Annotated in this window: 27 protein-coding genes; 11 read left to right on the top strand and 16 right to left on the bottom strand. The window is 52.7% G+C overall.

Features of this window, described 5'->3' with window-relative positions; all coding sequences use genetic code 11:
- The first annotated feature begins 62 nt into the window (after positions 1 to 62).
- Entirely contained in the window at positions 63 to 917 is an 855-nt protein-coding gene (locus AC13H5_RS14000; RefSeq protein WP_138858645.1) for an HAD family hydrolase, read from the top strand.
- A gap of 558 nt (positions 918 to 1,475) precedes the next feature.
- Here AC13H5_RS14000 and AC13H5_RS13995 read toward each other — a convergent pair.
- Positions 1,476 to 1,808 carry a hypothetical protein gene (locus AC13H5_RS13995; protein WP_214796541.1) on the bottom strand — a complete coding sequence of 111 codons (333 nt, stop codon included), beginning with the start codon at positions 1,806 to 1,808 and terminating at the stop codon, positions 1,476 to 1,478.
- Positions 1,809 to 1,905: 97 nt separating this feature from the next.
- On the opposite strand from AC13H5_RS13995, the gene AC13H5_RS13990 reads away from it, so the two are divergent.
- A complete protein-coding gene (locus AC13H5_RS13990) occupies positions 1,906 to 2,067 on the top strand; it encodes a hypothetical protein (RefSeq protein WP_214803240.1) in 162 nt (53 codons plus the stop codon).
- A 15-nt stretch (positions 2,068 to 2,082) separates the two neighbouring features.
- Here AC13H5_RS13990 and abc-f read toward each other — a convergent pair whose 3' ends face one another.
- Entirely contained in the window at positions 2,083 to 3,921 is a 1,839-nt protein-coding gene (abc-f, locus tag AC13H5_RS13985) for a ribosomal protection-like ABC-F family protein (protein ID WP_483546049.1), read from the bottom strand.
- Positions 3,922 to 4,248: 327 nt separating this feature from the next.
- Between abc-f and AC13H5_RS13980 the strand changes: the two genes are divergently transcribed.
- Positions 4,249 to 5,166: a DMT family transporter gene (locus tag AC13H5_RS13980; RefSeq protein ID WP_214796545.1), complete on the top strand. Its 918-nt coding sequence runs from the start codon at positions 4,249 to 4,251 to the stop codon at positions 5,164 to 5,166.
- A 37-nt stretch (positions 5,167 to 5,203) separates the two neighbouring features.
- Here AC13H5_RS13980 and AC13H5_RS13975 read toward each other — a convergent pair whose 3' ends face one another.
- The 5 genes from AC13H5_RS13975 to AC13H5_RS13955 form a co-directional block, all read right to left on the bottom strand.
- Positions 5,204 to 5,389, bottom strand: coding sequence for a hypothetical protein (locus AC13H5_RS13975; RefSeq protein ID WP_021065953.1), 186 nt, complete (start codon positions 5,387 to 5,389; stop codon positions 5,204 to 5,206).
- Positions 5,390 to 5,404: 15 nt separating this feature from the next.
- Positions 5,405 to 6,316, bottom strand: a complete 912-nt coding sequence (locus tag AC13H5_RS13970) for a Gfo/Idh/MocA family protein (RefSeq protein ID WP_215189295.1) — start codon at positions 6,314 to 6,316, stop codon at positions 5,405 to 5,407.
- Positions 6,317 to 6,400: 84 nt separating this feature from the next.
- Positions 6,401 to 7,114: an anti-sigma factor gene (locus tag AC13H5_RS13965; RefSeq protein ID WP_034779530.1), complete on the bottom strand. Its 714-nt coding sequence runs from the start codon at positions 7,112 to 7,114 to the stop codon at positions 6,401 to 6,403.
- The gene (locus AC13H5_RS13960) at positions 7,111 to 7,671 is read right to left on the bottom strand and encodes an RNA polymerase sigma factor (RefSeq protein WP_214796550.1); all 561 of its coding nucleotides are present in this window, start codon (positions 7,669 to 7,671) and stop codon (positions 7,111 to 7,113) included. The genes AC13H5_RS13965 and AC13H5_RS13960 overlap by 4 nt, the downstream gene beginning before the upstream one ends.
- Positions 7,672 to 7,786: 115 nt before the next feature.
- A complete protein-coding gene (locus tag AC13H5_RS13955) occupies positions 7,787 to 8,038 on the bottom strand; it encodes a hypothetical protein (RefSeq protein ID WP_029594531.1) in 252 nt (83 codons plus the stop codon).
- Between the two features lie 62 nt (positions 8,039 to 8,100).
- Here AC13H5_RS13955 and AC13H5_RS13950 point away from each other — a divergent pair, with 62 nt between their 5' ends.
- Entirely contained in the window at positions 8,101 to 8,889 is a 789-nt protein-coding gene (locus AC13H5_RS13950; protein ID WP_215192243.1) for an HAD family hydrolase, read from the top strand.
- A gap of 6 nt (positions 8,890 to 8,895) precedes the next feature.
- On the opposite strand, the gene AC13H5_RS13945 is transcribed toward AC13H5_RS13950, so the two are convergent.
- Together AC13H5_RS13945 and AC13H5_RS13940 are read right to left on the bottom strand one after the other, a co-directional pair.
- Entirely contained in the window at positions 8,896 to 9,168 is a 273-nt protein-coding gene (locus AC13H5_RS13945; protein WP_215192242.1) for a sigma factor, read from the bottom strand.
- 164 nt (positions 9,169 to 9,332) lie between these two features.
- Positions 9,333 to 9,548, bottom strand: coding sequence for a hypothetical protein (locus AC13H5_RS13940; protein ID WP_235420224.1), 216 nt, complete (start codon positions 9,546 to 9,548; stop codon positions 9,333 to 9,335).
- A 130-nt stretch (positions 9,549 to 9,678) separates the two neighbouring features.
- Here AC13H5_RS13940 and AC13H5_RS13935 point away from each other — a divergent pair, with 130 nt between their 5' ends.
- The 4 genes from AC13H5_RS13935 (at position 9,679) to AC13H5_RS13920 (ending at position 12,166) form a co-directional block, all read left to right on the top strand.
- The gene (locus AC13H5_RS13935; RefSeq protein ID WP_029594535.1) at positions 9,679 to 9,912 is read left to right on the top strand and encodes a hypothetical protein; all 234 of its coding nucleotides are present in this window, start codon (positions 9,679 to 9,681) and stop codon (positions 9,910 to 9,912) included.
- A complete protein-coding gene (locus tag AC13H5_RS13930; protein ID WP_029594536.1) occupies positions 9,909 to 10,109 on the top strand; it encodes a helix-hairpin-helix domain-containing protein in 201 nt (66 codons plus the stop codon). Before AC13H5_RS13935 ends, AC13H5_RS13930 begins: the two co-directional genes overlap by 4 nt.
- A 155-nt stretch (positions 10,110 to 10,264) precedes the next feature.
- Positions 10,265 to 11,725, top strand: a complete 1,461-nt coding sequence (locus AC13H5_RS13925) for a UDP-N-acetylmuramoyl-L-alanyl-D-glutamate--2,6-diaminopimelate ligase (RefSeq protein ID WP_214823393.1) — start codon at positions 10,265 to 10,267, stop codon at positions 11,723 to 11,725.
- Between the two features lie 96 nt (positions 11,726 to 11,821).
- Positions 11,822 to 12,166, top strand: a complete 345-nt coding sequence (locus tag AC13H5_RS13920; RefSeq protein WP_034779525.1) for a YflT domain-containing protein — start codon at positions 11,822 to 11,824, stop codon at positions 12,164 to 12,166.
- 58 nt (positions 12,167 to 12,224) lie between these two features.
- Here the strand turns inward: AC13H5_RS13920 and AC13H5_RS13915 are convergent, their stop codons facing one another.
- A complete protein-coding gene (locus AC13H5_RS13915) occupies positions 12,225 to 13,220 on the bottom strand; it encodes an MDR family oxidoreductase (RefSeq protein ID WP_138858656.1) in 996 nt (331 codons plus the stop codon).
- Between the two features lie 146 nt (positions 13,221 to 13,366).
- On the opposite strand from AC13H5_RS13915, the gene AC13H5_RS13910 reads away from it, so the two are divergent.
- Positions 13,367 to 13,795 (top strand): hypothetical protein, encoded by a 429-nt coding sequence (locus AC13H5_RS13910; protein WP_483546048.1) that lies wholly within the window; start codon positions 13,367 to 13,369, stop codon positions 13,793 to 13,795.
- 22 nt (positions 13,796 to 13,817) lie between these two features.
- Here the strand turns inward: AC13H5_RS13910 and AC13H5_RS13905 are convergent, their stop codons facing one another.
- The 6 genes from AC13H5_RS13905 to mgtE form a co-directional block, all read right to left on the bottom strand.
- Entirely contained in the window at positions 13,818 to 14,024 is a 207-nt protein-coding gene (locus AC13H5_RS13905) for a hypothetical protein (RefSeq protein ID WP_034779520.1), read from the bottom strand.
- Between the two features lie 88 nt (positions 14,025 to 14,112).
- Positions 14,113 to 14,817: an SDR family NAD(P)-dependent oxidoreductase gene (locus AC13H5_RS13900; protein WP_483546047.1), complete on the bottom strand. Its 705-nt coding sequence runs from the start codon at positions 14,815 to 14,817 to the stop codon at positions 14,113 to 14,115.
- Positions 14,818 to 14,828: 11 nt separating this feature from the next.
- Positions 14,829 to 15,215, bottom strand: coding sequence for a GNAT family N-acetyltransferase (locus AC13H5_RS13895; protein WP_214823390.1), 387 nt, complete (start codon positions 15,213 to 15,215; stop codon positions 14,829 to 14,831).
- On the bottom strand, positions 15,215 to 16,240 hold the full coding sequence (locus tag AC13H5_RS13890; RefSeq protein ID WP_483546046.1) for a serine hydrolase domain-containing protein: 1,026 nt from the start codon (positions 16,238 to 16,240) through the stop codon (positions 15,215 to 15,217). Before AC13H5_RS13890 ends, AC13H5_RS13895 begins: the two co-directional genes overlap by 1 nt.
- Positions 16,241 to 16,347: 107 nt before the next feature.
- Positions 16,348 to 18,132: a solute:sodium symporter family transporter gene (locus AC13H5_RS13885; RefSeq protein ID WP_214823388.1), complete on the bottom strand. Its 1,785-nt coding sequence runs from the start codon at positions 18,130 to 18,132 to the stop codon at positions 16,348 to 16,350.
- A 143-nt stretch (positions 18,133 to 18,275) separates the two neighbouring features.
- Entirely contained in the window at positions 18,276 to 19,634 is a 1,359-nt protein-coding gene (mgtE, locus tag AC13H5_RS13880; RefSeq protein ID WP_483546045.1) for a magnesium transporter, read from the bottom strand.
- A gap of 342 nt (positions 19,635 to 19,976) precedes the next feature.
- On the opposite strand from mgtE, the gene arcA reads away from it, so the two are divergent.
- Entirely contained in the window at positions 19,977 to 21,206 is a 1,230-nt protein-coding gene (gene arcA, locus AC13H5_RS13875) for an arginine deiminase (RefSeq protein WP_034780161.1), read from the top strand.
- 16 nt (positions 21,207 to 21,222) lie between these two features.
- A complete protein-coding gene (argF, locus tag AC13H5_RS13870) occupies positions 21,223 to 22,251 on the top strand; it encodes an ornithine carbamoyltransferase (protein WP_214753539.1) in 1,029 nt (342 codons plus the stop codon).
- Positions 22,252 to 22,265 lie beyond the last annotated feature (14 nt).

Genomic DNA, 22,265 nt, shown 5'->3' with positions numbered 1-22,265 from the left:
GCGTTGAGATGGATGAATTCGGGGAATGGAATGATGAGACGTGTTTGAAAGGAGATTGGAACATGAAATTGATTGCCATCGATTTAGACGGGACGTTATTGTCTCGAACTGGTGTCATCACAGAAACGAACCAAGACGCAATCCGGCGTCGCCAAGCCGAGGGAGATTTGGTCGCCATCTCTTCGGGCCGATCGATTCACGATATCGAAGAGTTGCTGCGACGGAGCAGATTGACTTGTCCAATCTTGTCCGGGAACGGGGCGATCGCTTTCTATGAGAACGAACGCATTTATTACCACGCGCTCCCGAAAGACGTCGTACAGGAGTTATGGGATGTGGCCCATGAGCACGGAGCGTACGTCGAATTTTATACGAATGCCGGGGTGAAAGTACTCCGTTCGGGTACCGATTTACTGAAGGGCGAGTTGGATGAGGTGTTGCCGCACGACCAATCGTTCTCACGGGAATGGGGCGAGCGGGAGATTGAAATTCAAAACGAACAGTTCGGGCTGACATATGTTGATGCGATCGAGGACATCGACTTTGAGGCCGACGAAGTGTACAAAGTCTTTGTCTATTCGTTCGATCGGCGCAAACTGCACGAGCTCCGGAAACTGTATGAGCCTCGGACCGACATTTTGATCACGACGGCAGGCTGGACGAAAATCGAGATCGGTCATCCGAATGCGAGCAAAGGGATGGCCTTGACGCAGTTGGCAGAGCATCACGGCATTCCACAAGCGGATATTGTGGCCATCGGGGACAATTTGAACGACATCTCGATGTTCGAAGTGGCGGAAACGAGGATTGCGATGGGGAACGCCGTCGATCCGTTGAAAGACATCAGTACCCATATCACGAAGGATGTTGAGGATGATGGCGTCGCCTATGCGCTCGACCATTATATCGACGACTAAATTTTGGAGAAATGGTGAACAGGGATTCGATGTCACGTAAAACGGTTAATGTATTAGTGTAGTGCTCATTCAACGTGTTGAGCTGAAAGGGGGCAACGGATGAAACGAAGATTCAATCGTTGTTTGACTGAGGCCGGCTCGGTGAAACGAGAGACAAGTTGGTTGAAAGACCGGCGGACTAGGTGATCTCCTGATTCAAACTGTCGTCCACCTGACCTCGAGCGAGAGGTGAGGGGCAGACAAAAAGGATATGTGGGAGGCAAAACGTCTAGGAAGCTCGGTGTTTCAAAACAGGTGGGCATGATGAGGTTCATGATGGATTTCAACCTTATTACGTCGAAACGCAGTCATGGCCGTTTTGGAGGCAATGTCTCTGTGCAGGGCCAGATTGATGTTCAGACGAACGAACGCTCCGAAATCGCGTTCTGAACCGCGTCCATTTTCTAGCACGTATCGATTGATTGCATGGGACGGTCGGCCGGGAACTTTCTCGGTCGGGTGAAAGTCCGCTCTACTAGAAACGCTCACCGTTAAGCGCCACAGACGTGGCGCTTTTTCTTATGGGGCGAACGTGGCGACCCGGTCCGGTTGTTTGCCATCTGCTCGTTCAAACTTCACACGATGGCCGTCTGCGGCCTGTTCGACCTGAAACGTGTAAGCGGCGTCAGGTTCGTCTTCGAACGTCAAATCATAGACGTAGCCGCTTAAGGAAAGGGTACCGTCAATCGAATAGGTTTCCGCCGAAATGTTATAATGAGTCGCAAGATACTGCTCCAAAGCCCGCTCGCGTTCTTTAATTTCGGTCGAGTAGCGGACGTAGAGGAACGTAGCGGCCGTGATGGTGACGACGAGGGTGAATCGGAGAATCGTCTCCCAGTTTCGTTTTGGCATGAGCGCGTCTCCTTTCCATATCTGTAAATAAGAATTTCAAAATATTTTACGAAAAATTCTGACAAATTACAAGAAAAAATTGTAGAGGAGTGACGACATGCCGAAAATATATTGGCTCGGGACGTTCGTGAGCGGATTGATCCTCATAATGATGGGGGAAACGGGTGCTGTCCCACGTATCGTGCCCTATTTTTTGATGGCGCTTGGCGTGACGGGCTTTCTTGTCCAAGCTTGGTTCGAACAAAAACGACGCCGCTAAGGGCGTCGTTTTTGATTAAATCGATTCGAGCAACTGATTCAACAATGTGTCGATGTCTGCTTGGAGCGCATCGGCTTGTTGCTGCAACGTCATTAATTCTTCTAAATCGTTCGTCTCATTCATCTGGTGCAGGAGTGCTTGATGTGCTGCTTCGAGATCGGTCAGGCGAGCTTCATCAACTGAGGTGTCGTGAGTCGTTTCTTGCTTCGGTTTTACGAGTTTCGGTTTAGGAACGGCGACCTCTGTGGTCATTTCATGTTGCCGTTTCTCGAGCGCATACGACACGTTTCCCGGGAAATGTGTCGCTGTCCCATCAAGCCAATACGTGATCGGGAACAGCTTGTTCAAGAAGTAGCGGTCGTGTGAGACGGCGACGAGCGTGCCGGTAAAACGGTCGAGTGCGTCTTCGAGTGCCTCACGCGCTTCGATGTCGAGATGGTTCGTCGGTTCGTCTAACACGAGCACGTTGATGTCCTCGTGCATGAGGATGGCGAGCATGAGCCGCATCTTCTCACCGCCGCTCAAATCTTTGACCGGTTTGAAGACGCTCGCGCCATAGAAGAGGAATTGGGCCAGCAATTGACGGGCCTTCCCTTCATCGACAGCGATGCGGTCACGGAACGCCTCGATGAGCCGATGGGAGTCATCAAAGTCGATGTGTTGGGACAAGTAGCCGATTTGGGCCCGTTCCGCTCGTCGCACCTCGCCTGTCGCCGGTTCGAGGTGACCGAGCAATACTTTCAACAGGGTCGACTTGCCGCTCCCATTTGGGCCGACGATGGCGATGCGTTCGCCATGACCGGCGTAGAACGAGACGTGTTCGAAGACGGTCCGGTCGTAAGTGACCGTCACGTCGGTCGCCTCGAACACATCGCGTCCGGTCCGCCCCTGAGCCGTGAACTGAATGTCCGGTTGAACGGCCTCGAGTCGTGGCTTTTTGATCGTCTCGATGCGGGCGAGCGCTTTCTCCATCGATTTGGCGCGCCGATAAAACTTCTCGTTCGGTGGATTGCCTTCGTTCGCCCACTGTCTTAGCTGTCGAATCGTTTCCTTCATCTTCTTGATTTTCTTTTGTTGCTCCGTATAGGCATGGAATTGATCGAGCAACTTCTTTTCTTTTTGGGCGACGAACGCGCTGTAGTTGCCATCAAAACTACCCAACTCCCCGTCCTCACATTCGACGATGCGTGTGGCGACGGCGTCGAGAAACACGCGGTCGTGTGAGACGAGGAGAAGCGTGGACGGACTGTCACGCAGGAATGACTCGAGCCAAGTCATCGCTTCTAAATCGAGATGGTTCGTCGGTTCGTCGAGGATGAGCAGTTCCGGCTCTTGGAGCAACGCCAAGGCGAGCCCGACTTTGGTCCGTTCTCCGCCGCTGAGTGTGTCGAATGGGCGGTCGACGAAACTTGTGAGCCGTAATCCATCGATCATCGCATTCACTTTCGAATCGATGGCATAGCCGCCGCCGTTCTCATAGCGCATCTGCAGGGCGCCGTACGTCTCGAGGAGTGAGTCGATGTCGTCACTTGAGATCATCTGTTCCTCGAGTCGTCGCATCTCGTCACCGAGTCTCGTCAACTCGGCGAACGCGGTATAGAGTACGTCTCGCCCTGATTTACCGGGATGGGCAGGAATCTGGGCCAAATAGCCAATCGTCAGCCGTTGTTTTCGATAGATCGTCCCTTCGTCGGGCGAATCGGCGCCGACGATGAGGTGTAGGAGTGTCGTCTTGCCGCTCCCGTTCCGTCCGACGAGCCCGATTCGCTCGCCTGCGTTTACCTGAAGATTGGCATCGATTAAGACGGCGTGGCCGCCGAATTGTTTTTGAATATGTTGTAATTCGATTAACATAGATGGTTCCTCCTAAAGTAGAGGCCTATCAAAAAAAACCGAGCGCAAAGAAGCGCTCGGCAAGAAAGAGAGGCGCTTTGTCGTATTTCAGCAATGTCTAAAAAAGGACAGACGGGTCCTGTGGTTACGCGACATCGTGAAAAATCGCACGCAAAATGTACAAATGTTCTGTTGACCAATGCGTACGTCCGACAAAGTTCACCTTTCTCCCTCCTTTCAATCATCATTAGAGTTATTGTAAGCGATTTCGGTCAGTTCGACAACTAGAGAGACAGGAATTTCAGGAAACGGTGTCGTATTGTTTAGGCATCAGAAAGGAGAGACGCTATGCGCAAGGAATGGCTCGGTGCTATCAGTTTAACGCTCGCCGCCAGCATTTGGGGCGGGATGTACGTCGTCAGTAAGTATGCGCTCGGCTATATCGAACCGTTCACGCTCGTCTGGATGCGCTACGCCGTCGCCTTTGTCGTTCTGTTTATAATGTGGTGGGCATTCGGACGCGAGCAGATTACCAGGAGCGCCTGGAAGTGGATCGCGCTCGTCGGCGTCATCGGATACGTTGCCTCGATTTCGTTTCAGTTCATTGGCACGAAACTATCCGACGCCCATACGGGATCGCTTGTGACGGCGGCGACGCCGGCGTTCATGGTGATCTTCGCCCGGTTGATCTTGAAAGAGCGGCTCACACCTGTCAAAATCGGGTCACTTCTGTTGGCGACGCTCGGGGTCATCATCGTCGTCGGCTGGCACGTCGAAGGCACGTATTTCATCGGTAGCCTCGTCTTGGTCGGTGCCGCCATCACGTGGGCGCTCATGTCCATCTATGTGAAAATCGCTTCCGAGACGATGTCGTCGTTAACGATCACGACGTTCGCCATCGGCATCGCCTTCGTATTGATGACGCCGCTCATGGGAATGGAAGTGGCCGCATCCGGTTTGCCGGATATGACCACGGTGTTGTGGCTCAGTGTGTTATACGTTGGCATCATTTCGACGGCCGGGGCGTTCTTCTTTTGGAACAAAGGGATCGAACTCATGGATGCGAGCGTCGGGTCGCTGTTTTTCTTCTTCCAACCGCTCGTCGGGGGTTACCTCGGCTGGCTCGTCCTCGACGAACGGCTCGACCGCAACTTCTTCATCGGTGCCGCCTGCATCATCACGGCCGTCACCTGGTCGACACTCACCGAACGACGGCAAAAGCGTGTCCGCGAGACACGTCAAGCTGAGGAGCGCCATATCTTATAACCAAAGACGACCGACCCGCTCTGGGCCGATCGTCTTTTTAAAATCCGTGATGATCGAGTTTGTCTTCGTCGCGCTTCATCTCGAGTTCGAGCCGCTGAATCGCGAGTTTCTCTTGCTCGATTTTGAGTCGAAGTTCTTCTAAACGCGCCTTCCGTGTCTTGTTGAACGTGTCTGCGGCGATGGACACGACGACGATGACCATGATGTAGAAAAAGAAATCCATTTGATACGCCTCCTTTCAGTGTGAGCCGAACAAATCCGTCACCAGCTGTTGTGTGAGGAGCGCCTCACGACCGTCCGTCATGATGGCCGTATCCTCGGTTACTGCCGAGATAAAGTGGTCGATCGCCCCTTGGAAGCCTCGTTGGGTCAGGAGCGTGTCCCATGACCCGAACGTCTTCGTTGAATGGGCGCCGTGCTCGAACCGTTGAAGCGTCACCATCTCATCGACCGTCACGCGAAGTCCGTCCCGGATGGCACTCAGCCCTTCGTGATTGGTCCCGGCCTTGCGGTGCATCGATGTCGTGTGCAGTCCGTATTCGTCTTGCCAGATATGGCGCGCGAAGTGGAGACCGTTCGCCTCGGTCGTCGCGATTTGGCCCGTCACTAAGCGCAACTCGCTTCCGGCGAAGTACCGGAGCGTGTCGACGACATGCAAATAATCGTCGAGCAACGTGAACTGATAGTCGTGGCCGCGCAATCCGTCCCCGCGATGCTTGACGAAGTCGAGCGTGTGGAATGGGGCTGCTTCTTTCACGTGCTGATACATCGGGGCGAACCGGCGATTGAAGCCAACCATGAGCTTCCGGTTCGTCTGCTCGGCCAGCTCGACGAGACGTTCCGCCTGTTCGATTGTCGCAGCGAGTGGTTTATCGACATACACATCGACACCGTTTGCGAGCAGATAAGAGACGACGTCGAAATGCGTCTCGGTCGAACTGTGGACGAACGCCGCGTCGACGGCTGCCGCGAGCTCGGGCAGTCCCGTGAATGATTCCATCCGGTGGGCTCGACAGATCGCCTCACGTTTGGCGACGGTCGGGGAATAGGCACCGACGAGTTCGAACGACGTGCTGTTCGTTAAAATCGGTAAGTACGCTTTCTGAGCGATGCCGCCGAGACCGACGACACCAATTTTAGGCTGACGCATATGTACCACTCCTTTTCTATCATCATAACGAAAAAAGAACCGAATGACACGTACGCGCGGTGCGTCAGGTCATTCGGTCCTTGCTTATAGGCTGGCACTGAGCACGATGTCGCCCTCGGGTGCCGTGTTGCCCCGTTCGGGTTCTTTCGTGACAGCAACGGTATCCCAGTCCATCTCTGATTCGGTCGAATCGAGCGTATAGATGACGGTCCCGTTCCCTTTGTCGTCCGTAACGAACGCCCCGGTCGGAATCGGCGAGCCGTCTTTTAACAACCAAACTTGATACACTTCGTTCGCTTCGAGCGCATCGAGTCCGTTCGTCTGGACGATGAGCTGGCGCTGGCCGTCCTGTTCGGCGAGGTAAGCCACGCCTTCCGATTCGCCTTCGAGCGGGACGGTCTCGGTCAAGGCGATGCCGCTCGGGTCATCTTGGTTCAAGAGCAGGTAGCCGTTCCCGATCAAGGAGAGCATGAGTGCGGCTGCGAGAGCGAGCGCTCCCCATGGCGTCTTCTGGTTCTTCTTCGTGGCAGTGAACGGTGTGATCGGGGTCGGTTCGTCTGGTTTCGACGCTGTCTCCGTATCGTCTTCTGCGAACACGTTGTCGAGGATGCGTGCCTTCATCCCGCTCGGTGGTTCAGCCGGTTCAGAGAGGAACGCGACGCCGCCGACGAGGGCCTCGAGTTGTTCGAGCTCTTCTTGACACGATTGACATGTCGCGAGATGCGCTTCGAACCGGATGCGTTCGTCTTCCGTCAAATGCTGGTTGAAATAATCAATCAATTGGTCACAAGCGTTCATCGTTCCACCTCCTTATCGATCAAATCATGGGATAGATGCCTTCGTAACTGTTTCAACGCTAATCGAATCCTTCCTTTTACGGTGCCGAGCGGGATGCCACACGCATCGGCGATCTTTTGTTGGCTGAGCCCTTGGAAATACATGAGACGGACGACTTGTTGTTGCTCGACCGGAAGCTCGGCCATCGCCGTCTCGATTTGCGTTCGCTCTTCTTGCCATTCGACCTCGGTCTCGACGGACGGGGCCGGGGACGGGATGGCTTCAGCGTAAGACTCGTCTAGTTGCAGGTCGGGTTTTCGTTTGCGAATCAAGTCGATCGTGACGTGACGGCTCATCGTGAACAGCCACGATTTGAATTTTCCTTTTGAGTCATCATATACGCCGCCGCCGCGCCACAGCTTGATGAATACTTCCTGCATCGCTTCTTCGGCGAGGTCGCGGTCTTTCGTCAACTGCATGACAAAGGCATACAGGATTCGTTCATAGCGATCATAAAGTGCCTCGAGCGCTTGTTTGTCTTTTTGCCTGACGCGCTCGTACAATTCAATATCAGTCATGGCTGTCTCCTTTATCCATAAGGGAATCCCTTGTATTGATCTAACGGATGAAACCGTGAAATGGATGCCTATTTGAGGTGACTATTTTGTGAACGGTCGTTATGTAGTCCCGTGTTTAACGGGAGCATGTCGATGTCGCGTCGCCGAGTCGGTGAAAGAGTTTCAAATTCAAGGCACTGAGCAGTCGATACGTCACGTAACTAAACAGCATTGCTGTGAGGAATGTGATGAGAAGCGCAAATCCGTTCGGGAGCCATTGTTGCCAAAATGAATATGTCCGTATGCCGAACAAAAAGGCGAAGACAAGTCCGAACCCGATCACGATTCCGCTATACTGACAGTAGTAGCGGCTTAAACGATTTTTCATGTTGCACGTCCTTTCTCCTTTTACTATACGAGAAGGGGTATGGCGACACAAGGAGGATGACGATGAAACGATTTACAAAGGAAGGTCGGACGCTCATCTGTTTTGATTTCGACGAGACGTACTTCCCGCATGCTTGCTCTGTTGACCAGTTAATACGATTGCGCCAACTCGAAGATTTTCTCGATATGTACTCGCATCGCTTATCGACGATGTGGGTGACGGGGAGTTCGCTCGAGACGATTATGGAGAAAGTGAAGCGGGCCGAGATGCGTTACTTCCCACATCGAATCGCGGCGAGTCTCGGGACAGAGCTGTATCAAGTGACGGCGTCCGGGCAACTAGAGCTTGATCCCGGTTATTCGTCACGTTTTCCCGATGATTTTTCAGACCGCGTCACCCAAGTCGTCGACAGGCTAGGGCGAACACTCACGATTGAACCACAGACGAATCTTGGCACAAGCGGCTGGATGCACAATTATTATTACTTCGGCGAGAGCGAGGATGAGCTCGAGCATATTCGTTCGAGTGCCGGTGACTTCGGGATTGCGGTCAACATCAGTCGTTGCAACCCGCTCGCCGGGGATCCGGCAGACGCCTACGATATCGATTTCATCCCACGAGGGGCGGGGAAAGTCGCTGCAGTCGACTACGTGTGCGACCGATATACGTTTCAAACCGAGCACGCCTACGCGTTCGGGGACAGTGGGAACGATTTAGGAATGTTGAGGTATGTCGGCAACGGCTATGTGCTTGGTAACGGGACGGAAGAAGCCAAACGAGAACATGGTCGTGTCACCGAGGGCATGTATGCGGATGGGATTCTAGAAGTGTTGCATCGAGCGATGCGATAGACGAACTCAAGCGCTGGCGACTAGACGTAGCGCTGCGGTCTCCACCCGCTCGAACAAATGCGTTCTCAGCCGATAAGTCGTCAAATCGAGCGGCAGACGCCGTTTCCAAAGCTCGGTGAACACCTCGGATAGGACGGCCTCGGCCAAGTCGGCTCGCGTCGTCAAGCGGAGGGCGAGCGAATATAAGATGCGCTCATAACGGTCGTACAGCAGTTCGAGCGCGGAAGTGTCGCGGTTTACTATGTGTGCGTATAAATCGTGATCGGATATGAATGACATGGTGGACTCCTTTTGAAATGAGACTATCTCGGGTTAAGTTGCGGGAAAATGACGTAACCTTCTTATTTCACTTATAAGGTGAGCGTAAACGGTTACTTGCTGATTCGAGCACATTCAAAAAACACCCGAGGTCCGCGTCTAGCGGCCAGGCGGGTGTTTTTGGGTTAAAACGACGTATAACAGTGAGGGCATGTCTGGGTGTTCCCACCGGACCGTTTGAACGTTTTCTTACAGTTCGGACACGTGACGGTCTCGGTGTCTTGGCCGAACAGGCTGCCGCGGTTGAATAAGACATTTCGCAAATTTGGCAAGGCTTTGGCGGCATAAATCATGGAGATGAATAGGACGATGGCCAAAACGGCCAACATGACATATGTCATAACGGGCGTACCCCTTTCGCAAAAGATTCATTTCTTCTAGCATACGGCAAATCGCTCGAACGCACACCTCTAGACTGGAGTTACGAACAAATGTTCGATATAATAAAGGTAACAAAAGGAGGGAGATCAGATGAGGCAAGAGGTCATGCGTTGGATGCGGAACGGACAAGTCGTAGAAATGGTGTATATCGATCGGAACGGGGTCATTTCAAAGCGACGCGTCAAACTGATGAAGCTGCAAGGCGATCGACTTGTCGCGTGGGATATACGCAAGAAGGCCCGTCGGACATTTTGTATGGAACGTGTCCTCGCCTGTCTCCCGACGATCGAACGAGATTCAGGACGAGAGGAGGGAATTGGATGACACCACTTCCGAAATGTTCGGCGCCGGCCGAACGGGCGCTCAAGGCCGCCTATATCGATACGCTCGAACAGTTGGCCACGTATACGAAGCAAGAGATTGCGGCCTTACATGGGGTCGGGCCAAGTGTGCTACGAATCTTGGAAACCGCGCTTCATGAGCAAGGACTTCGGTTCACCGACAGCGAAATACATTCCTAGTCCCGTCCTGGACTAGGAATTTTTTGGTTGGGCGATTGCATTGCACGTAAAAAGGGAAGTAATATATTTGTCATCTCCATTACAGCCTAATATCTAGTACCATGACGATAAGGTTTGCGAACCTAGCGACACCCATGAGAAAGGAAGTACACAGCATGAGGACGAAACGTTTATCCGCCATTCTAGAAAATGAGATGGATGACATCGAACGCGATCCATGGGTGACCGGAATTGAGACAGATTCCAGAAAGGTCAGTCCAGGGAATTTATTTATCTGTATCCGCGGTTATACGGTGGACGGACATGAATTCGCTGAGGACGCCGTCTCCAAAGGAGCGGTTGCTGTCATCTCGGAATACCCGCTTGATCTTGAGGTGCCGAACCTTGTCGTCGCGGACACGAAGCGGACAGCCGGCGTGGTGGCCAGTGCCTTTTATGACCACCCCTCACATCGGATGCGTATTTACGGTGTCACCGGTACGAATGGCAAAACGACGACCGCGACATTGACATATGATCTATTTCGTCTGTCCGGACGGCCGGTCGGGATTGTCAGTACGATTGGAGCACGTTATAAAGATCAAACATTAAAAACACCAAATACGACGCCGGAAGCCGTCGTCTTACATCGTATTTTGGCCGAGATGGCGGATGCCGGCGTGACCGACTGTGTCGTCGAAGTCTCCTCGCATGCAATGATGGAAGGACGTGTCGAAGGCGTCCGATTTCACGCGGCGGCGTTCACGAACTTGACGCATGACCACTTGGATTACCATCGCTCAATGGACGAGTACGCCCGGGCCAAAGCCCGATTATTCGAACAAGTCGAAACGACAGACGGGGACGCCATTATTTTGAACGCCGAAGACCCGGCCAGTAAAACGATGGCCGCCTTTGCCCCGACCCGTCGACGTATCATGTATAGCACGCATGCGGACGTACCGGCCGATATCCAAGTCATTTGGCATGACCAAACGGTAGTCGTCAAAATGAACGCACTGACGATTGAGGCGCCGGTCCGCTTCATGGGCGCATTCAACGCCGCCAACCTGGCTGCGGCCATCGGTCTCGTCTCGACGTCGGAACTGATGTTGCGCTCCATCATCGCCAACGTGCCAGGACTCACGCTTCCAAAAGGTCGTCTCGAGCGACTTGATACGGAAGATGGCGAGATTTATATCGACTATGCCCATACGCCGGACGGACTCGAAAAATGTTTGTCGACGCTTCAGCAAGGTGAGCGAGAGCTCGTGGTCGTCTTGAGCGCGGCCGGAGACCGAGATCCGACGAAGCGGGCAGAGATGGGTCGAATCGCGAGCCGCTATTCAGACGATTTAATCGTGACGGTACATGACGTGCGGACGGAAGACCCGAGGCACATCATCGACGGATTGCTCGAAGGTGTTGATTCGAACACGCATTACGTGACGTTCGAGGAACGGCGAGATGCTTTGCGCCATGCAGCGCAACAAGCGCTCGTCGGGAAACGGATCGTCGTCGTCGGAAAAGGTCATGACCATGTCGAACGAGTCGGACAAGAGTCGATTCCATTCAACGAATCGGACATTTTGCTCGATGAATTAAAAAAATTAAAAGGCCAAGAACCGGCCGTTTAACGAAACGATGACAGCTGTCATCGTTTTTTAATGTGTAAATTTTGCAAAAGAAGGTAATTACTCTTACTGTAACGCTATCGAAGGAGGGAACTACACATGTCAGTTTTGTACAAAGAGTTTACAAATGATGAAGAAGTTGTGACCGCCATTCAATCGATGAAAGCGAAAGGGATTGAAGACAAGCACATTTATGTCATCACCCATGACGATGACCGGACCGATCGTGTGGCCGATAACGCCGACGCGAATACGGTGACGGCATCAGACGTCGGCCTGGGGACGGCCGCGAAAAATGTGTTCCGTAAAAAAGGGGACGAGCTTCGAGCCCAATTCGAACAGCTCGGCTTCTCATCGACCGAAGCGGATCAACTCGAGAAAAAATTAGACCAAGGCAAGGTGATCGTCGTCGTCAAAGACGCACCAGCCGGATTCACGTTATAATTCCACCACCATGGAGAATACAGAGACAGGGCTGAATCGATGGATTCAGCCCTGTTTGTTAGTCATGGATCCGAACGACGGTCCGGCCGCTCAGTTCGCCGCGCATCATCGCCTCAGCGTGGCGAGGGACGTCATGCAACGGAATCTCATGAATCATATGGTTGAGCACGTTAGAATCAAGCAGCTCATCCAGTCGTTCCCACGCCTTCAGGCGCCGTACGATGGGTTGCATGACCGAGTCGATGCCGATTAATTTGACGCCGCGCAAAATAAACGGATAAACAGTTGTTGGAAGGTCGGAACCGCCGACAAGTCCGCAAGCTGCAACGGCACCTTCATAACGCGTTTGACTCAAAATATTCGCAAGAGTGGCCCCGCCAATCGAATCGATTGCCGCGTCAAACCGCTGTCGAGCTAACGGACGAACCGCTCCCTCAAGCTCGTGTCGATCGATGACGGTGTCAACGCCAAGTGCTTGCAAGTAAGGGGAGTCTGTTTTTCCTGTGGATGCGATGACGTGATAGCCAAGTTTATGAAGTAAGATAATCGAAAAACTGCCTACGCCTCCAGTTGCACCTGTAACTAGCACTTCTTCCCCCGGTCGAACGCCAGCGGACTCAAGCGCATCGATTGAAAGCATAGCTGTCAATCCAGGTGTCCCGATCGTGATGGCATCACGCATGTCCATACCTTTAGGCAGTTTTACAAGCCAGTTTCCGGGAACTTGTGCAAATTGACTGAATCCGCCGAAATGTCGTTCGCCGATCCCGAAACCGGTGGCGATGACTTCATCGCCGGCTTTGAAGTCGAGATGATCGGACTCGACGACTTTGCCGACAAATTCACATCCAGGGATGAACGGGTATTGGTTAATAATTTTTCCGGGTTCGGTAAGACCGAGGGCGTCCTTATAATTGAGTGCGGAATAATGAACCTCGACGAGGACGTTACCGTCTTCTTCTTTTGGAAGCGCGTCGAGTTTGACGTCCGTCACCTTGGCGTGAAGATGGTCATCCGTCTTGTCGAGGACGAGTGCTTGAAATGATTCGTTCATGGTCAATTGGCCCCTTTCGCTGATACGTATTCTATTCCTTTGTTATGATTCCCTACCTGCCAAAATATATACACGAATGTTTCGTTCTAACAGGGAGTGGAATGGTACAATGAAAGAGATTCAACTAGAGTGAGGAGGAATGAAGCATGCGGCACGACGACTATGAGTTTGATGAAGAAGTAGAAGAAGGCGAATTGTTTAACGTATACGACATTCTGCCACCGGATGGTACCATTCTTGAGATGGCAACGGCCGAAGAGATGGTACGTGCGGCGGAACTCGAGGCGACACATAATGCGCTCGAGCGAATCCAAGACTCAAACTTTCAGTTGTCAGGGGTAACCTTTAAAGAGTTGCTGGCAGAGTTCGAACGATACGAGCAAGAATCGATGGAATTCTGGACAGGCGTTTATAGCCGATTGCGCATTCCATGGGCATGGACGATTCGAATCGATGTGGCCAACGGTCCGATTCACGTCGTCAATGACCGCGACATCTTTATCGATGAAGCGGACTTCGAAGAGTATGATTTCGAGGAATATGCTGATGATGATTACGAAGAAGAAGACAATTAATGAATCCAAAAACGTCTTTCCCTTATTCGGGGAAAGACGTTTTTTTGCTGTCGAGGAGAGCAACACGGATGCGCGTTACTTCTGTCGCTCCGAACCAAAGCCCGACGCTACATAAGATGGCGACACCGCTCACCATCGCTCCGACAATCGCCGTGTCCCCAATCATCGTGAACGACAATCCGAGACTGAACAAGCCGAAAAATAATAATCCTCCTGCAATCGTCTTCATGACTTAGCCACCCTTTCTCGTTTCATCTGTCTCTAGTGTAGGCGGTTGAGCCTAAAAAGGGTGGCTGAATTTTATACCAGGTGAAAAATCAGTCTAGGTCATACACCGAATACGTCTTGCCATTCTCGAACGGCTCGTCTAGCAAGTGTTTCGCCAAAATGTGAGCGACCGTCTCAGGGGTGCGCAATCGTCCTTCCGTCACATAGGAGCGGAACTGTTCAACGTCACGGAACGCGTCTTCTGACGAGGCCCGAATGCTTTCCTGCATCGCGGTGTCCATGACGCCTGGATTGAACAAGGCGACTTTGTCGTCCGTATCGGTCAATTCAAGGGCGACCGTCTCGGTGAAATGATCGAGCCCGGCTTTCGTCGCACAATAGGCACTCCAGCCCGAGATGGGGCGCTTGGCGGCCCCAGAGGTCACATGGATGAGCGAGACGGGCAAGTCGTATGCGAGCACCGCGTTCGTCAAGAGCATCGGGGCGAGCAAGTTGGCTTGGACGTGGGCGATAAGCTGCGCAGCATCCAATTGACCGGCCCGGTGAATCGGTTCAATCAACGCCGCATTTTGGACGACGAGCAAGGACGTCGCCGTCTCGATGAGCGGATTCATCTGTCCAATCGCGGCCAGTGTGCTTGTCGGATCAGCTAAGTCGACCTTGACGTGACGGAACGAGGCATCGGTCGCCTGCGTCCGTGAAAAATTGACGACCTCGTAATCACGCTTCAATAGTTCCTCGGCGATGGCACGGCCGAGGCCGCGCGATGCACCGGTCACAATAGCTAGTTTCATGGCAGTTCCTCCTATTCGTGAATCGTCTTCCGATATCCGTAAAACGGGCGGAAATTCAATTTCTCGTAGTACGTGTGGGATGAAGCGCTCGCGAGCATCTCGAGGCGCGTTTCGGGATAGAGCGCATGCACGTGTGACAACAACTGCTCGCCAATCCCGAGGCGACGGTGCGAGGCCGCGATGAGCAGTTCGCACACGTACAGGCTCACGGTTGTGTCGGTCAACCCACGCAAGTAGGCAATCACCAGTCCTTCTGACTCGACGACATAGGCGACGTTCGATTGCCGCCACGCCTGTTTCGTCAAGTCATGTTGTCGGACGAGTTGACTCCAACCTTCCGCTTCATTCAATGCTTGAATCTGTTCAAAATCGGCTTCTTCATAAGGACGAATGACCATCAACCTTCACCTACTTTCATTTCAATGGCTTTCATGAGGTCGAACGCACCATCTGACTCGTTCGAACAGACGACCGAGACGATGTCTGTGGCCGGATAGTACGCAGAATGAAAACTGACGCCGGGGTCATAGCCCATGACATGATATTTAAACACGTGTCGCTTCGCGTTCAGTTGAATCCACAGACCGTAGCCATAATGTGCGCCTTTATCGTTTACCTTCACATGAGGAGTCAGCAGTCGTGATGTCATCTCCTCATCAAGTAGGCGATGAGCGAGCAAGGCGCTCCAAAGTTTGGCCATATCTTGTGCTGTCACGAACGCGCCGCCGTCCGCTCCGCCTTTGACGGGAATCGAATAGTGGTTCGTCCGCCACGAGCCGTCCGCGTTGTCGATATACCCGAGCGCCGTATTCGCCGGCAAGGCATCGAGCGAGAAGTACCCCGAATCGTTCATGTCGGCCAGCTTGAACACGAATCGTTCGATATAGTCCGAGAACGTCAACCCGCTCGCTTGTTCGACGATGAGGCCGAGCAAGATATAACCGGCATTATTATATTGAAACACGCCTCGTTCTTGTCGCATCGGCTCGTGTTGGAACATCGGGAGAAAGTCACGTAGCTGCCGGATGTGATACATCGGTCGTTGCCGCCACAATTCCTCGAAATCGTCCATGACAGACTCGTCGAAATAGTCTGGGATCCCGGACGTGTGGGTGAGCAACTGTTCAACTGTCACACCAGGGTCAAATCGGGGGAAGTCGATGTCCAAACTCTCGCGGAGTGTCGACGTAAACGCCAATTTTCCTTGTTCGACGAACTGGCAGATGGCGATCGCTGTGAACAGCTTACAGCCTGAAGCGATGCCGAAGCGGGTCGACGTTTGATTTTCGATTTGTTCGGCCCGATTCGCGTATCCTTGCTGAAGTTCGAACAGGATGTCGTCTTGTCGCATGACGAGCGCCGACCCAGAAAAATCAGGTTTGATGGGAAGGTCAGTAAAGTGGTCGTCCAAAAGCTTGTTCATCGGGCACCTCCGGAGGATTGTCTAGTGTTTTTAGCATAGCACAAGGCCGATCAATCCCTAACCAGGCAAAAAAATGTCTCCTCTGCCACTGGCAAAGGAGACGCTGTTCATTCACCGATTGCTTCTTCTTCACGCTCGGTGTCTGTCGTATCGAGATTGTTCAAGTATGCCTCATAACGCGGCAACCAGTAGCGATACGATGTCCAGACGAGCCCGCTCGTCGTCGCGACCAAAGCGAGTGTCGCTGGCCAGAACCAGCTCGACACGATCCCGTCCGCATAGGCGAGACCGATTGGTGAGAAGACGAAGTAGACGAACACCATCGAAGCAATCAGGATGATTGACGTCGAGATGGCATGGCGCCAAGGTTTGACGCGACCGAGGTCGATGCGAATCGGATTGATGTGTTGCATCGGACGAACTTTCGCGAACACGAGCATGATGGCCGTCTCGAGGACGAACAAAATCCCGTAAATGTGAATGAAGTTAATGCCGAGGTCGAAGCCGAACCACTGCTCCGTTCCCCAAACGAGGAAGTAATACGTGACGACGTGGAAGCCGATGACGAGTTTCGCGGCGATCGGTGGCACCCGCTTCACGAGCATCCCGATTAAGACGATGACGAGAATCGGGATGTTGAAGAAGCCGGTGAAACGGCGAATCAAGTCCCAAAGGCCGTCCGGTGCATACATCAAGTTTGGAGCGACGAAGAACGAGACGAGCGCGACGAACGTCCCGAACCATTTACTGACCCGAATCAAGTCTTTGTCTGATGCGTCTGGTTTAAACTTCGGCTTGTAAATATCGAGCACGAATAAGGTAGCGATACTATTCAACAGCGAGTTGAACGAGCTGAACACGGCACCGAGCAAGACGGCGAGGAAAAAGCCCATGAGCCACATCGGCAACAAGTCGGCAATCAAGCTCGGATAAGCGAGGTCGGCCTTGTCGACGTTCGTGCCATACAAATGGAATGCGATAATCCCCGGCAGCAACATGAAAATCGGGACGAGCAATTTCAAATAGCCGGTGAAAAGCACTCCTTTTTGACCTTCGGCCAAGTTCTTCGCCCCGAGTGCCCGTTGGATGACATATTGGTTGAGTGCCCAATAAAATAAGTTCGCAAAAATCATCCCCGTGAAGATGGACAAGAACGGAACGGAATCGTTCTCTGAACCGATCGCGTTTAGTTTCTCCGGATTCTCGGTTGCGATCGTCTTCATCCCATCGACAAGATTGCCGTCACCGAGCGCGATAAAACCAAGCGTCGGGACGAGGAATCCGATGATAATCAAGCCAATTCCGTTCAACGTGTCAGAAACGGCAACCGCACGGAGGCCTCCGAAAATGGCATACACGGCACCGATAATCCCGATGAACCAAATGACCATCCAGAGTGATTGCTCGAAGCTGATCCCGAGCAGGGCTGGTACGTCAAACAGTTGCAGGACGGCCAAGCCGCCTGAATAGAGCATCGATGGAATCGTGACGCACATATAGCCGAACAAGAACAACAGGACCGTCAAGCGGCGGACGTCCTCGTCATACCGCTGGCTCAAAAACTCGGGAATCGTTGAAATTCCGATGCCGAGAAAACGTGGAAGTAAGAAGAGGGCCATGATGATGGCGGCGATGCCGGCCGTGACTTCCCATGCCATAGCGGACATATTGCCGGCAAACGATTGGCCGTTCAAGCCGATCAATTGCTCGGCCGACAAGTTGGTCAATAAAAGCGATCCGGCGATGAATAGACCGGTGAGACCACGTCCAGCCAAGAAATAATCGTCGGCACTCTCGACTTTTCCTTTCGTCATGCGGTATGACACGTATGCGACGAGACCCATGAAGAGAGCCCCTGTGATCAATATGTAAACAACTTGTTGAATGGTCAACGAATATCCCTCCCTCAATCTCTTCTTATTTATAAGTACTTTTCATGAATACCCGTCCTAAATCATGATTATTTCCCATTTTCTCTTTTGTAAAAGAACTGTAATAAATATCACGACAAAAAAGACACCTGAGATGTCAGGTGTCAGAAAAAGCGTAGCAACGAAGTCGCGACCGTGAAATAAATGATCAAGCCGAGGTTGTCGACGACCGTCGTGATGAACGGACCCGACGCCACGGCCGGATCAAGTTTCAATCGATTGATGAGGAGCGGCACGAGCGTCCCGACGATGGTCGCCACGCTGAGTGACGCAAAGATCGACAGACCGACGATCATCCCGATTAAGGCACTGTCATACAAAACGGTGATGACCCCAAAGATGACGACCATGCAGGCGAGACCGAGCAAGACGCCCGTCCCGAACTCACGGCGAATCATCTTCAACACGTTCTTTCGATTGATCGTCCCGAGTGCGATTGAACGGACGGCGACGACGAGGGACTGGGTGGCGGCGTTCCCGGCCGAACCCATGACGAGCGGCATGAAGACAGCGAGCAGGACGATCGCTTCGAGTGTATCCTCGAAGCCACCAATCGTCGACGCGGTGATCATCCCGAGAAACATGAGGCTGATAATCCAAGGGGCCCGTTTCATCGCCGCTTCGACCGGTCCCATGTTGATGTCGGACGATCCTTTTGTCGCTGACAGCTCCTCAAAGTCCTCGGTCGTCTCCCGTTCGATGACATCCATGACATCGTCGACCGTGATAATTCCGAGCAAGTGGTCCTCGCTGTCGATGACAGGCAGGGCCAATAGATCATATTTTTGAACGGTCCGCGCCAAGTCCTCTTGGTCGGCGAGGACGTGGGCCGATACGACGCGTCGGCCCATGATATCCGCAATTTGCACATCGAGCGGCGAGACAATCAAATCGCGTAGCGAGACGACGCCGACGAGCCGGCGATCGGTGTCGATGACATACAGGTAATAGATTGTCTCGGCTTCCGGTCCAAGTTCGCGCAAGTCTTCGAGCGTCGCACCGACGCTCTTGTCCGCTTTCAACACGATAAACTCGGTCGTCATGATGGCGCCGGCCGTATCGTCCGGATAGCGCATTAAGTCTTTGACTTCGGTCGCCTCGGTCTCGTCCATCAACTCGAACAGTTCGTTCATGAAATCGTCCGGGAGCTCGGTCATCAAGTCGGCGGCGTTATCCGAGAACATGTCGTTCAACACGCGTACGGCGAACGGACGTGGCATCTCTTGGATGAACTGTTCTTGTTCATCGAGTTCGAGCTTTTCAAATAGGTCGGTGAACGCTTCCGGGGACAAGGCATCGTAGACGAACTGGCGACCCGGTTGCTCGAGCTCAATGAAGAGGTCGGCTTGTTCGCCCGGATGGAGTGTGAGAAACACGTCGCGGAAATCGACCGGGTCCCCTTTTTGGATGAGCGCTGTCACTTGGGCTTCATGACGGGCGCGTTCTGTACGTTCGATTGCCATCGACTCACTTCCTTTTCACATCATTTGTCTATATTATGTCACGACTTTAGTCGGGCTCAAACAAAATCAAAAAAATGTTATGAATTTTTTTCACAATCTATACAGTGTGTATACGTCTCTCTCCTCCGATTTGAGGGGACGCACCGTTTCTCGAGTGGTTGTTCATTCATGCCACGTCATCATCTATGCACTTTAGTGTGGAATCCACCACAGTCCAAACGTCGGACTTGCCCACCTCGGAAATGGGTAAGTTGATAATGTAAGGGTAGAAACACACCCGAATCACAAGGAGGAAGCGAGATGATATCGATGACGGATCAACAAACCGCACGGGATACAACGCTGAAACATCCGATCCACGTGTATTCAGAAATTGGTGAACTTAGGACGGTACTATTGAAACGACCAGGACGTGAACTCGAAAATTTGACCCCAGAATATTTGGAACGACTCTTGTTCGACGACATTCCTCATCTTCCGGTCATTCAAAAAGAACATGACTACTTTGCGAGCGTGCTCCAAAATCGTGGCGTCGAAGTACTCTATCTAGAAAATTTGATGGCGGAAACGTTATCACTACCAGGGGTGCGCGAACGATTCGTCGCCGATATCTTGGCGGAGTCAAAATCGAATATCAACGGCTCGTACGAGACACTTAAAGAATATTTGCTCGCCTACGACAACGAAAAATTGATTGAAACCGTTATGGCCGGCATTCGCAAGTCTGAGATTAAGCCAGAGAAACGGCGCCACTTGCACGAGATGATTGAGGACACATACCCGTTCTATCTCGACCCGATGCCGAACTTATATTTCACTCGTGACCCATCGGCAGCCATCGGGAACGGGCTATCCATCAACCGGATGAAAGAGCCGGCTCGCCGCCGCGAATCGTTGTTCACGCAATATATTATGCGCTATCATCCGCGATTCGCGAAACACGACATCCCGATCTGGTCGGACCGCGACTACCGCTTCGCGATGGAAGGTGGAGATGAACTCGTTCTCTCGAAAGAAGTCGTCGCCATCGGAATTTCCGAGCGGACGACGGCCCAAGGGATTGAACGGGTCGCTCTCAACTTGTTGAAAAACGGCGGCACGTTCAAGAAAGTCATCGCCATCGAGATTCCGAAGTCGCGCGCGTTCATGCACCTCGATACGGTCTTCACGATGGTCGACCATGACAAGTTCACGATTCACCCGTTCATCCAAGGGCCAGGAGGCAAGATGAACATCTTTGAACTGACGTTGAACGCCGAGGGTGAACTTCACATCACCCAGCATACGGATCTGTTGAACGTGTTGAAAGCCGCACTCGGTCTCGATGAGATTGTCTTGATCCCATGTGGGGGCGGAGACCCGATCGCCGCTGCCCGCGAACAATGGAACGATGGGTCGAACACACTCGCGATTGCTCCAGGCGTCGTCGTCACGTACGACCGTAACTACGTCTCGAACGAGTTGCTTCGCTCAGAAGGCGTCGAAGTCATCGAGATCATGTCGAGTGAATTGTCGCGTGGCCGTGGGGGCCCACGCTGCATGAGCTGTCCGATTATCCGCAAAGACATTTAACGAGGAGGAAACGAGCATGTCTACAACGTACAACTTTGATTTGAAAGGCCGTCATTTTCTATCATTGAACGATTTTTCAGGGGATGAGTTGAACTATTTGATCGATTTATCGGCCGCCTTCAAACGTCAAAAGAAACAAGGCGTCCCGCATCGAATCTGTGAAGGAAAGAATGTGGCGCTGTTGTTTGAGAAACCTTCGACGCGGACGCGTTGTGCGTTCACTGTGGCGGCCATCGATCTAGGCATGCATCCGGAATACCTCGGGAAATCGGATATCCAGTTTGGCAAAAAAGAATCGGTGCGCGACACGGCGATCGTGCTCGGGCGTATGTTTGACGGCATCCAATTCCGCGGCTTCGCCCATGACACGGTCGAAGGGCTGGCCAAAGACGCCGGTGTCCCGGTATGGAACGGGTTGACGGATTTGTATCATCCAACGCAAATCTTGGCCGACTTCTTGACCGTCAAAGAACAGAAAGGCGAGTTGTCTGGCATTCGCTTCGTCTATGTCGGCGATGGACGCAACAATATGGGCAACACACTCTTGATTGGTGGTGCCAAAGTTGGGATGGACATGCGTATCTGTGCACCGAAATCGCTTTGGCCGTCGGATGAAGTCGTCGATTTTGCCCGCTCGGTCGCTGCTGAGACAGGGGCGAAGATCACGTTGACCGAAAGCATCGACGAAGCGGTCGCCGACGCCGACGTCATCTACACGGACGTCTGGGTGTCGATGGGCGAAGAGGCCGAGTTCGCCGAGCGCATCAAACTGCTTCACCCGTATCAAGTGAACATGGACATGCTCACGAAGACGAATAATCCGGACGTCATGTTCCTCCACTGTCTGCCTGCCTTCCACGACTTGGAGACCGAAGTCGGCCGGGCGATCCATGCGGAGTACGGATTGAGCGAGATGGAAGTCACGGATGAAGTGTTCCGGAGCCGTCACTCCTTCGTCTTTGACGAAGCCGAGAACCGGATGCATACGATTAAAGCGGTGATGGCCGCGACGCTCACCGACACGAACGAATGGCTTGAACGCTGACGGATGGGAGGGGA

The sequence above is a fragment of the Exiguobacterium sp. FD-YE-25-4 genome (assembly GCF_057004685.1).
This window is presented reverse-complemented; position numbering and strand designations above follow the sequence as displayed.